5 protein-coding genes are annotated in these 13,122 nt (G+C 30.2%); 4 read left to right on the top strand and 1 reads right to left on the bottom strand.

From position 1 onward, the window contains the following. The first annotated feature begins 390 nt into the window (after window positions 1-390). Complete coding sequence (locus BMW96_RS06585) at window positions 391-6,990, top strand: family 20 glycosylhydrolase (RefSeq protein WP_162207547.1); 6,600 nt, start codon at window positions 391-393, stop codon at window positions 6,988-6,990. Window positions 6,991-7,528: 538 nt separating this feature from the next. Here the strand turns inward: BMW96_RS06585 and BMW96_RS06580 are convergent. Beyond that, entirely contained in the window at window positions 7,529-8,209 is a 681-nt protein-coding gene (locus BMW96_RS06580; RefSeq protein ID WP_092353728.1) for a BglG family transcription antiterminator, read from the bottom strand. 453 nt (window positions 8,210-8,662) lie between these two features. On the opposite strand from BMW96_RS06580, the gene pflB reads away from it, so the two are divergent. From pflB to BMW96_RS06565, 3 genes are all read left to right on the top strand, one after another. Further along, window positions 8,663-10,915 carry a formate C-acetyltransferase gene (gene pflB / locus BMW96_RS06575; protein WP_092353726.1) on the top strand — a complete coding sequence of 751 codons (2,253 nt, stop codon included), beginning with the start codon at window positions 8,663-8,665 and terminating at the stop codon, window positions 10,913-10,915. Between the two features lie 103 nt (window positions 10,916-11,018). Beyond that, window positions 11,019-11,768 (top strand): pyruvate formate-lyase-activating protein, encoded by a 750-nt coding sequence (gene pflA, locus BMW96_RS06570; protein WP_092353724.1) that lies wholly within the window; start codon window positions 11,019-11,021, stop codon window positions 11,766-11,768. 99 nt (window positions 11,769-11,867) lie between these two features. Continuing rightward, window positions 11,868-12,746, top strand: coding sequence for an ROK family protein (locus tag BMW96_RS06565; protein WP_092353722.1), 879 nt, complete (start codon window positions 11,868-11,870; stop codon window positions 12,744-12,746). Window positions 12,747-13,122 lie beyond the last annotated feature (376 nt).

The following is a 13,122-nucleotide window of genomic DNA, read 5'->3' as shown; positions in this document are numbered from 1 at the left end:
GAAGGATTAGTAGCAAAACCAGGAAATACAGTAGATACTAGTACACCAGTAAAACCAGGAGATACAACAAGTATAAAAACTGGAGATAATGGTTTACTTGGAATTTTTGCAAGCTTATCAATGTTAAGTTTAGCTGGACTAAGTTTATTAAGAAGAAAAGAAGATTAATAATTAAAATTAAATTTTTACTATAAATATAGACAAACTTTTATACAAGAGTTATACTTGAATTGTATAAGGTTGTTACTTTAAGTAGGCAAGACTTAAAACAGAAATGTTTTAGTCTTGCCTTTTAATATATTTAGATTATTAACAGTATTTTACTGATTAATAATAGATTTAAAAGATAGGGGGATTTAGTTTTAACGGATGTATGAAAGGAGGATGGATATGAAAAGGATTTTAAAATTTATTTTGTGTACATTCGTTATATTTGCATCTTTGACAGTTAATTTTGTTCATGGAGAAGATGGGGATTTTGCAGGTGGTGGAGTTGTTGATAATCCATATTTAATTAATTCAAAAGAAGATTTGATTAAAATGTCTTTACTTGTAGATAGTGTAGATGGTTATGCTAATGCTTACTACAAGGTGATGACAGATATTGATATGGAGGAGGTTGACTTTACCCCAATTGGAAGTAAGAATAGTTTTTCTGGAGTCCTTGATGGTAATGGGCATGTAATTTTTAATTTAAAGATTGATAGCGATAAAGATCAAGTTGGACTAATTAGTTTTTTAAATGGAGGAACTGTAAAAAATTTGGGAATTGAAAGTGGTTTTGTTCAAGGGGGCAGTAGAACTGGAGCACTTGCAGGTAGAACTATGTATGCCAATATTATCAATTGTTATTCAAAAGCAGATGTAAGTGGAACAAATGATGTTGGTGGAATAGTTGGAATGTTTAATAATTCAACAATAGCTAACTGTTATGTATGGGGGAATATAAATGGTAGTGGTGTAACGGTTGGAGGAATTGTTGGTGGGGCTAATCGTAGTATTGATCCTGCGACCTCAACAATTTTAAAGAACTGTTATAGTTTAGCTAATGTAGCAGGTGGTCAATATGTTGGAAGTGCGATTGGTTATGATGAAAGTACAGCAGGGTCAAGATATGAGATTACAATGGCTAATATTTATTATGATGGCTCAGTAGTTGGAGTTGGAAATAATGAAGGTCGTAGTGGAGTTAATGGGGTAGAATTAGCATCTTTTCAAGATGGGAGTTTATTAGAAAACCTAAATAGTAATAGTGAAGATGGTTACACTTCTTGGGTAAAGGGGGCAATTGGGTATCCTGAGTTTGATGATGGTATGTCAGAATGTGGATTGATTGGTAGCGGAACTAAAAATATACCTTATTTGATTAGAAGTGTAGATGATTTAAATTTAATGTCAGAAATTATTAATAATGATACAACATATGAGAGTGCATATTATAAACTGACAACTGATCTTGATATGAGTGGAATTGATTTTAATCCAATTACACGTTTTACAGGTGTTTTTGATGGGGATCAGCATTATATTTTAAATCTTAATATTAATACACCATCAATAGAAAATACAGGGTTAATAGGTTTTTTAAATGGTGGAACGATTAAAAATCTTGGAATTGAAAGCGGTACGATTATAGGTGGTAATCATACTGGAGCACTTGTAGGTAGAACTATGTATGCCAATATTATTAATTGTTATTCAAAAGCAGATGTAAGTGGAACAAATGATGTTGGTGGAATAGTTGGAATGTTTAATAATTCAACAATAGCTAACTGTTATGTATGGGGGAATATTAGTGGTGAAGTAACAGTTGGAGGAATTGTTGGTGGAGCTAATCGTAGTATTGATCCTGCTACCTCAACAGTTTTAGATAATTGTTATAGTCGTGCTAGTGTTGTTGGAAGCCAGCATATTGGTGCAGTTGTTGGATATGATGAAGGTGTTCATGGTAAGGATTATCAAACTACAATGAGCAATCTATATTATGATCAAAGTCAAACAGGAATAGGAAATAATAATAATCGTGAAGGATTAAATCCTATTAGTATAGAGGAATTTAGTAATGGTGATTTAATTGTGAAATTAAATCTTAATTTAGATTCTGATTATTGTACTTGGCTTGAAGATAATACAGGATATCCTGGATTTAGAGGAAAAGTATTTATTAAAACATCTTTGATTGGTAATGGTAGTGAAAGTGATCCATATTTGATTAAAACAGTTGCTGATTTAAAGGAAATGGAGCGAGTTGTTGATTTATCAGCTGAATTTGCTTCGGCTTATTATCAATTGAATGCAAATTTGGATTTAAAAGGAATTGATTTTAATGGACTTAGTTCTGTGATTCCTTTTAAAGGTACTTTTGATGGAGATGGACATGTTGTTAAAAACCTCAATATTAAAGTAGCAGGTGGACAAAATATTGGTTTTTTCCATCAGGTTGAAAGAGGAAAAATTAAAAACTTCGGAATTGATAGTGGTAAAGTAGAAGCTGGTAACAAAGTTGGAGCATTAATAGGGCGAAGCATGCAGGCAATGATTTTAAATTGTTATAATAATGCAACAGTAAAAGGATTTGAGGATGTTGGCGGAATAGTTGGAATGTTGAATAATTCAGATCTTTTAAATAGTTATAATAAAGGTATTGTTAGTGGTTCTAAATCATTAGGTGGTTTAGCAGGTTCTGTTTGTCGCAGTCTTAATCCGACTATAGAAACAAATATAATTAATTCTTATAATTTAGGACGGGTTCATTGGGGTACTTATTCAGGTAAAATTGCTGGATATATTGAACAAGATGATTATTTTGCGAATTATAGTCATGTTTATTATAATCAGGAAAACTTACCTAATGTTGCAATTGGAAATCTTATTCCTGTATCAACAATTATAGGAATGAAAAAAGCTGATATGATGAAACAATCTTTTGTTGATGTTTTAAATCAATCTCGACAAGATGGTTATAGTGAATGGAAATTAGGAGCAGATAATCTAGCTAGATTAACTATTTTCGATGATGCTAATAATTTAGAAAAATTTATGGCAGGTATTGAAAATAATCCAGAGATTAAAGATGGTAAAATAGTTTTACCAGCATCAGATGATGGACGTTATCAAGCAGTATTATTTGGTTCAAGTAATCAACAGGTTATTGATTTAAATGGTCAAATTTATCAGCCGTTGACAAAACAAAAAGTATATTTAATTTATAATATTCTTGATACCCAAGATAATGAAATAGTTTGTCAATTAGATCGTAATATCACAATTACTATTGATGGTAAATATAGTGATGCAGGTACTAATGAAATGCCTAATGTTGTCCCAGGACTTCGTGAATGGTATGGTTTAAATGGTAATTTTAAACTTGAAAAAGATGCTCGAATTATTTATCAAGATCAAAGGGCTAAAACAAGTGCTGAGATGTTGCAAATGTATTTAAATGAGATGATAGGTGTAAATTTAGAAGTAAGTGATGATCTTGCGAAAAGTGGCGATATTGTTATTAATTATGCTCCTGATAAGTTAAATGAATTAAAAGAGGAAGGATATTATATTAATATTGGGGATCAGGTTATTATTAATGCACCTAATGACATAGGAATGCTTTATGGTAGTGTTTCTATTGCTCAAATTTTGTATCAAGATAAAAATCATGATACGATTCCAATGGGAATTATTCGTGATTATCCACAATATGCTGTACGTGGTGGAATGCTTGATGTAGCAAGACGTTATTTTGACTTAGACTACATTGAGGAAATGGGTAAATATATGGCTTGGTTTAAAATGAATACTTTCCATCTTCATATTAATGAAGACAGTGGACTCGGGGGAGAGTATAGTTCTTCATTTGTAGTTGAGAGTAAGAAGTATCCAGCTTTAAATACATATAATTTAGAAAATGGTAATTATGTTTGGTCACAGGATGATTATCGACAAATGCAAAAGAATTTAAAACAATTTGGTGTTAATGTTATTACTGAAATTGATTCTCCAGGTCATGCAACAATTTTTAATTTAATTAATCCTGAAATTGTTAATGGTTCAAATTTTGATTTAAATAATCATTATGATGAATGTTTAAATTTAATTGGCAGTGTTTTTGATGAATTTTTAGATGGAGAAGATCCTGTATTCCAGAATGCTGCAGTACATATTGGAACTGATGAATCATCTAATACAAATGAAAATATGCGTCGTTATATTAATGATTTAGCACAATATTGTTTATCTAAAGATAATATTGATAAGGTTTATTTTTGGGGAAATCTTTCAGTTTATTATGGAACTGAGGAAATAGATTCTAAAAATGTTGTAAATCAAATTTGGGATTCTGCTGATCAAAGGGTTGAGCAGGCATTGGCAGATGGATTTGAGATTGTTAATTCGACTTCTAATAGTATGTATCTAATTCCAGGGAATGGTAATGGTTTACATAATGGATATGTTGATATGGAAACTTTTTACAATACTTGGCAGGGATGTAGTGATTTTGATACTCATAGAATTGCAAATCCAACTTATATTGCTTCTCGCAATTATTATGCTCAATATGATTTATTACGTGGAAATCCACAAATTTTAGGAACTCTTTTCTGTAATTGGAATGATCGTTCATGGGCAAATGATTTTGATGTTTTGGATTTAGTTTTATCTTATATTGGCGTGATTAGTGAAAAGAGCTGGTATGGTGATGATGATCGTTTTGATAATGGCTCAGACTTTGTTAAGGCATTTGAACAAGTTGGTGATTTTGCACCTGATGCTAATCCAAGAAAATATGTGGCTACTGATTCGAATATTATTGCTAAATATGATTTTGAAGAAATGGCAGCTCAAAAAATTAATGATCAGGAAAATGGTTATGATGCAACTGTTGAAGAAGCTGTACTCACAGTAATGAATGAAGAATATTTTAATGGAAAAGTTTTACAACTTAAACCACAAAGTAATCTTTCTTTACCTTTTGCAGGGGTAGGATATCCATATACTGTAAACTTTGATTTATATTTGAATGGAACTCAAAATAATGATGCAATATTATTTAGTGATGACTATTGTACATTCTATTTGAATTATCAGAATCATGGTTTAAGTTTTAAAGTTGGTAAATATATTTATACATATGATCTTATTTTACCAGTTGATCAATGGTTAAATATTACTCTAACTAGTACTTATGTTCATGGTGCTAATGCCACAACATTGTTAAAAGTTGATGGTGCTATTTACAGTCCAACATTGATTGTAGGACCAGCTAGTGTGCCAGCTCATTCAATGACATCATATTTACCAACTAGCAATATGTTTAATGGTATAGATGGTTATTTGGATAATTTGGTTATTGGTAATAAATATAATCAAAATCTTACTTCATCATCAAATTATGAATTTGAAGGTGAAGGAACTGTTGAAAATCCATATTTAATTAGTTCTGAAAAAGAATTATTATTATTTGCTAATGAAATTAATAGTGGTGAAAAAACACAAGCACATTTTAAATTAACTAATGATTTGGATATGCAGGACTATAAATATATTCCAGCTGCAGTATTTAGAGGTGTTTTTGATGGTGATGGTCATACTATTACTAATTTAACAATCAATCAGCCTCAAGGAGAAAATGTTGGTTTAATTGGTTTATTAGAACAAGGAACAATCAAAAATATCGAACTTAAAAATGCTAATATAACAGGTAGAACTAGAGTTGGGGCTTTAGTTGGACGAACTATGTATGCGACAATTATAAATTGTGGTGTTGAAGCAGTAGTTAGTGGAGCTAATGATGTTGGCGGTATAGTAGGAATGTTTAATAATTCAACGATGAATAATTGTTATGCATTGGCTAAGATAACAGGAACAGTGGAAACAGCAGGTGGTTTAGTTGGTGCGGCTAATCGTAGTATTGATCCATCTACTGCAACTATCATTGAAAATTGTTATAGTAAAGCTGATGTAACAATCCCTAGATTTGGTGGAGTTATAGCTGGATATGATGAATCTGTTGCTGGTGAAAATTACAAGGTTACATATCGTAATATTTATTATGAAAATAATAAAAATGCTCTTGGAAATACAAATAATTTAGATGATTTTATTTCATTGAATTTAGATGAATTTACAAATGGAACATTATTAAATAATTTAAATAATAATGTTCAGGATGGATATTATTCATGGACAAATGGTGTAAATAATTATCCTGTATTCAACATTGTTGTTGAAACAAATAAGATAGCATTACAAATTGCTATTGAAATGGCAGAAAATGCAAGTTTAGAAAATGTAGTACCAGCAGTAGTAGAAGAATTTAATGCAGCATTAGCAAATGGTCAAACTGTTTATGCTAATGCAAGAGCAACACAAGAAGAAATAGATGATGCATTTGATCGTTTAGCTAATGTAATGCATATGTTGGAATTCTACAAAGGAAATAAAGAATTATTACAAAAACAAGTAGATCAAATCAATGATTTAGAATCAGATAAATATATTGAGTCAACATGGAATGCAATGATACCAGTATTAGAAAAAGCAAATGAAGTATTAGGTAACGAAAATGCAATGCAGGAAGAAGTAGATGAAGTATATAGTGAATTAGTAAGAGCATTTGTAAACTTAAGATTAAAACCAAATAAAGATTTATTAAGTGGTTTAATCAACAAGGCAAATGGGCTAAACAGACAAAACTATAGTGCAGCATCATTAAAGGCAGTAGATGTTGAGGTAGAAAAAGCAAGTGTAGTATTAAATAATCCAGAAGCAACAAAAGAAGAAGTAGAAACTGTAGTGTCAGCTTTAATAAAAGCATTATCAGGATTAGAAGTAAATCCAAGTAAACCATCTGTAGATACTAGTACACTAGTAAAACCAGGAGATACAACAGTAAGTGTAAAAACTGGAGATACAACAAATATGATGTATTCATTAGGTGGTTTAGTAGTTGCATCAATTATCTTTTATGAAAATAAGAAAAGAAAGGTTTAATGATATATAGCGTACTATTAATGCAATGACATTAACATAATGTTATTGACAAAATAAAAAGATTAAGACAAGTAGCTTAGTTACTCCAAAAATCTTAATCTTTTTTATTTCTAAAAAAAGTTTATAATAAAGCATATTTTCATTTATATTAGAAGAGAATAGTATAATGAATTTAATATATTACTAAGTTGTTCTATATGAAGAGTTGTAGAAAAAGCGATTATTAATATTCTTTTAGGATGAAAAGTTTACTTAATATGATGGAAGAACTGATAAATAATTTAGTTAAAAAATACAAAACAAATTAGTTGTGCATATTTAATATTCTTATCGTGTTAAGGAAAGTCTAATGAATTTTAATAATATACAAATTACTAGGAATTACTTCAATTTCTATAGTTTTTCAACTGAGAAACTACAGAAATTTATAGTGATTTTAATTAGTTCTTACCTGGTTATGAGTAAATAAAAATAGGAGATTTCAAATTTTGTTAAATAAATCAACAAAATAAGAAGTCTCCTTTAATTGTTATAACTTTTAATTTTCAATTCGATTATTAGCTACAACAAAATGAAGAGCAATAAACGCTAGTTCATCTTTGTTAAATGATAAATCTGTTTCTTTTTTTACTATGTCATTTAGAATTTTGCTATAGTTGAATTCTTCTTTGTGGCGTTTTATGATTTCTTCTTTTAAAGGATTTTCAACTGTTTGATTATTGGCTAATCGTTCTAATGCGGGTTCTAAATGTAGTCCGATAGCAATGAATAATTTATCATCTTTTCGATAATCTTTATGATATTTTTGATATATACAAGTCATTGTTTCATTAATGATTTTAAAAATGTTATCGTCTAGTAGATCAAATCCAGAGTTAATCTCTAAATCTAGTTTTTGATTTTTAGATAAATACATTGAAACTAAAGATATTTCTGCTTCAGGAAAATCAATTTCAAATTTTTTTGCAAGACGATCACATAGCATCTTGGCATATGGATAACTGTATTCTTGTTTATATGAGGTAATTTGACCATTACTTAAAGGAATGTAGTTATCTGATTTTATTCTAATAATTGCAATGCTTAGGTGCACAGATAAATTTTTGATTGAATTAGTAGAAAGAAATAAATCAAAGTCATTAGCGGTATCTTTTATGATATCACCTATAATCATTTTAACTTGATCAAAATCAGTATCTGTGTTGAATGTTAAATTCATTATGTTCCCTCCTGACAACTTAGAATATACTATATAATAAATTAAAAAAAAAATCTACTATTAAATTGATTGATTTTATATAAAATATATAATTTAAAATCTTGATTAATTAAGAATTATGAAATAAAAAACCCTGTTGTGTAAGAGCTTACATTAATGGGGTTGCATTATATAATATATGGTAAACGAAGTTTGTTGAAAATAATTTGTTTTTTTGGTGCAAATTACTTGAATTGTAAAAACAAAATATAATATAATGCAAGCGTGGATAACAGAGGAAAATGAAGTTATTTTCCAAAAAATAGTGTGTGTTATTCTTAAAATGTAAATGCTTTACAATCGGAAAGAATAATTAGTCTTGATGATATCCCTTGCAAATCTATCGGATTATTATTTAAATCCTTGTATAAGCTTAACTAACAGTCAAACAATTTCAAGGAGGAAAAAAAAGACATGTTAAAAAAAGAACAATGGAATGGCTTTAAAGGTAGACTTTGGAAAGAAGAAATTAATGTTCGTGATTTTATCCAAAATAACTATAAACCATATTATGGTGATGAATCATTTTTAGCTGAACCAACTGATGCTACAAATAAGCTATGGGGAAAATTACAAGAACTTCAAAAAGAAGAACGTGCTAAAGGTGGAGTATTAGATATGGAAACTCATGTGGTTTCTGGTTTAACTGCCTATGGTCCTGGATATATTGATGAAGATCTAAAAGATTTAGAAGCTGTTGTAGGTTTACAAACTGATAAACCATTAAAAAGAGCATTTATGCCTTATGGTGGTATTAAAATGGCTGAACAAGCTTGTGAAACTTATGGATATACACCAGATCCTGAATTACACAAAATTTTTACTGAATATCATAAAACTCATAACCAAGGGGTTTTCGATGTATATACACCTGAAATTAGAGCTGCTCGTCGTAATAAAATTATTACTGGATTACCAGATACTTATGGACGTGGTCGTATCGTAGGGGATTATCGTAGAGTTGCTTTATATGGTATTGATGAATTAATTGCTTTCAAGGAACATGATTTATCTGTTTGTGGAAGTGGATCTATGAAAGATGATATTATTCGTCGTCGTGAAGAATTAGCTGAACAAATTAGAGCATTACATGGTATGAAAAAAATGGCTGAAGTATATGGCTTTGATATTTCAAGTCCTGCTAAAAATGCTAAAGAAGCTGTTCAATGGTTATACTTTGGGTATTTAGCTGCTATTAAGACTCAAAATGGTGCTGCAATGTCTGTAGGACGTGTTTCTACATTCTTAGATATTTATATTGAAAGAGACTTAGAAGCTGGAGTTATTACAGAAGAAGAAGCTCAAGAATTAATTGATCATTTTGTTATGAAATGTAGAATGGTTAAATTTGCTCGTATTCCTTCATACAATCAATTATTCTCTGGTGACCCAGTTTGGGCTACATTAGAAGTAGCTGGTATTGGATCTGATGGACGTCCAATGGTAACAAAAAATGATTATCGTTTCTTACACACATTAGAAAATATGGGACCTTCTCCAGAACCAAACTTAACAGTATTATATTCTTCTAGATTACCAGAAAACTTTAAGAAATATACTTCTAAGATTTCAATTGATACAAGTTCTGTACAATATGAAAACGATTGTGTAATGCGTCCAGTATGGGGTGATGATTATTCAATCTGCTGTTGTGTTTCTGCTACACAAACTGGTAAAGAAATGCAATTCTTTGGGGCACGTGCTAACTTAGCTAAATGTTTATTATATGCTATTAATGGTGGTATTGATGAAAAAACTAAGGTTCAAGTAGCTCCAGAATATCGTCCAATAACTTCTGAATATTTAGATTATGATGAAGTTATGAAAAGTTATGATCAAATGATGGATTGGTTAGCAGATATTTATGTAAATACACTTAACTTAATCCAATATATGCATGATAAATACTATTATGAAGCAGCTGAAATGGCTTTAATTGATACTGATGTAAGACGTACATTTGCTACTGGTATTGCTGGATTCTCTCATGTAGTAGATTCATTAAGTGCTATTAAATATGCTAAAGTTAAAACAATTCGTGATGAAAATGGTATTGTTGTAGATTATGAAACTGAAGGTGATTTCCCTAAATATGGTAATGATGATGACCGTGCAGATGATATTGCAGTATGGTTATTACAAACTTTCTTAGAAAAAATTAAAAAACATCACACTTATCGTGATTCAGAACCAACTACTTCAATCTTAACAATTACTTCTAACGTTGTTTATGGTAAAGCTACTGGTTCATTACCTGATGGACGTAAAGCTGGTGAACCATTATCACCAGGTGCTAACCCAGCTTATGGTGCTGAACAATCTGGTTTATTAGCTTCATTAAATTCTGTTGCTAAATTACCATACGAATGGGCATTAGATGGTATTTCTAATACTCAAACAATTAGTCCTGATACTTTAGGTCATGATGATGATGAACGTAAAAATACTCTAGCTAGAGTTTTAGATGGATATTTTGATCAAGGAGCTCATCATTTAAATGTAAATGTATTTGGAACTGAAAAATTAATTGATGCTATGGAACATCCAGAAAAAGAAGAATATGCAAACTTTACAATTCGTGTATCTGGTTATGCAGTTAAGTTTATTGATTTAACTCGTGAACAACAAATGGATGTTATCTCAAGAACTTGTCATAAAGCAATGTAATATAGTTTTAAAAACTAGTCTAACAGCCTCTTTTAACAAGAGGCTGTTTTAATAAATAATATATTGGATAAAATAATTATTAATAAGTGAAATGGAGAATAATATGGATAATAATATTATTGGAGCAGTGCATTCAATTGAGAGTTTTGGTTCAGTAGATGGACCAGGAATTCGTTATATTTACTTTCTTCATGGATGTCCATTACGTTGTAAATTTTGTCATAATCCAGATACATGGGCGAATGCAAAGCCAACAATGGAAATGACTCCTCAGGAAGCTTTGGATAAAGCTCTAAAATATAAAAGTTATTGGAGTGATAATGGGGGAATTACGATTAGTGGTGGTGAACCTTTATTACAGATAGATTTTGTAACTGAATTGTTTAGATTAGCAAAAAAAGAAGGAGTCAATACTTGTATTGATACTAGTGGTGCTAATTTTACAAGGGAAGAACCTTTTTTTAGTAAATTTAATGAATTAATGAAGTATACTGATTTATTATTAGTAGATATTAAGCATATGAATGATGAAGAACATTGTGAATTAACGGGTAAATCAAATAAAAACATACTTGATATGGCAAAATATCTTTCGCAAATTAATAAGCCAGTTTGGATTCGTCATGTGCTAGTACCTGGTATTAGTGATAAGGATGAATATTTAATCGAGTTAGATAAATTTATTAATACTTTAAATAATGTAAAGAAGGTAGAAGTATTACCATATCATACTTTAGGTACATTTAAGTGGGAAGAATTAGGTATTCCATATAAATTAGAGGGTGTTAGTGCTCCTTCTAAAGAAAGAATTGATAATGCTAATAAATTATTACATGTTAATAACTATCAATAAAAGTCTATATAGAGATAAGCAATAAAATTGTTTATAAATACATATTCGTTTGTAAGTTTATTTAAGATATAATAGAACTACATCAAGGAGGAAGAATAGATGAAATTAGGTGCAATTGAAGCTGGTGGAACTAAATTTGTAGTTTGTATTGGAGATGAATTTGGTAATGTGATTGAAAGAGATTCTTTTCCAACTGAAACTCCAGAAAAGACAATGGCTAATATTTTTAAATTTTTTGATGATAAAAATATTGAAGCTTTGGGGGTTGGGTGTTTTGGACCGATAGATCCAGATTTAAATAGTTCAACATATGGTTATATTACATCAACTCCTAAAATAGGTTGGCAAAATTTTAATATTATGGGAGCTTTAAAAGAGAGATATAATATTCCTATGGGCTTTGATACTGATGTTAATGGTGCTGCACTTGGTGAAGCATATTTTGGGGCTGCAAAAGGACTAGATAGCGCTTTGTACATGACGATTGGTACTGGGATAGGTTGTGGAGCTATTGTTGAAGGAAAACTTGTTCATGGACTGTTACATCCAGAAATGGGACATATCAAAATGGTTGTACGTGAAGATGATATGTATGCAGGTAAATGCCCATTTCATGGAACATGTTTTGAAGGTTTGGCAGCTGGTCCAGCAATTGAAGCTCGATGGGGTAAAAAAGGATTTGAATTACCTGAAGATCATCCTGCTTGGGATTTAGAGGCTTATTATATAGGTCAAGCTTTAGCGAATTATATTTTAATTATATCACCTAAAAAAATTATTTTAGGTGGTGGAGTTTCAAAGCAAAAGCAAATGTTTCCATTAATTTATAAATATCTAAGAGAATTTTTAAATGGGTATGTTCAAAAAAATGAGATTTTAACAGATAAAATTAATGATTATATAGTTTCTCCTGCTTTAGGGGATAATGCTGGTGTATGTGGTGCATTAGCATTAGCTAAACAAGCATTGCTGAAATAAGAGGAGTTGCTTTTCAATGTCATTAAGTTAAACATTTAATAGCGTTGGGGCTGTAACGACTAAGTAATTTTTATTAATTATTTAGAGCGTTCAGCTCTTTTTCTTTTGTTAATCCCTTTCATATAAAAAAATCCATAAGTGTTGTTTCATTGTGAATAACTTTTATGGATTTTTGACGCACTTAAAAAGAACCTGCTCTTTTTCAAAAAAATTGGCTCTTTAATTTAATACTGACAATAACTTTTCTGCCTTTTTCCTGTTTTCTATTTTCCTGCGGTGATATTTCCTGATATTTTGTCCTGTTGCTATCATATATATTTCCAGTTTCACACCGGATTCTCCTCTTCGGCGTAATCTGTTATATCCCTGGTTTTGT

This window comes from Thomasclavelia cocleata (genome assembly GCF_900102365.1).
Lineage (GTDB): Bacteria > Bacillota_I > Bacilli_A > Erysipelotrichales > Coprobacillaceae > Thomasclavelia > Thomasclavelia cocleata.
The sequence above is the reverse complement of the archived record's forward strand: the minus strand, read 5'-3'. Positions and strand labels throughout refer to the sequence as shown.

What these genes read in the sequence shown, in the direction of transcription:
- BMW96_RS06585 (WP_162207547.1), top strand. Translation starts at nt 391, where the DNA reads ATGAAAAGGATTTTAAAATTTATTTTGTGTACATTCGTTATATTTGCA.
- BMW96_RS06580 (WP_092353728.1), bottom strand. Translation starts at nt 8,209, where the DNA reads ATGAATTTAACATTCAACACAGATACTGATTTTGATCAAGTTAAAATG.
- pflB (WP_092353726.1), top strand. Translation starts at nt 8,663, where the DNA reads ATGTTAAAAAAAGAACAATGGAATGGCTTTAAAGGTAGACTTTGGAAA.
- pflA (WP_092353724.1), top strand. Translation starts at nt 11,019, where the DNA reads ATGGATAATAATATTATTGGAGCAGTGCATTCAATTGAGAGTTTTGGT.
- BMW96_RS06565 (WP_092353722.1), top strand. Translation starts at nt 11,868, where the DNA reads ATGAAATTAGGTGCAATTGAAGCTGGTGGAACTAAATTTGTAGTTTGT.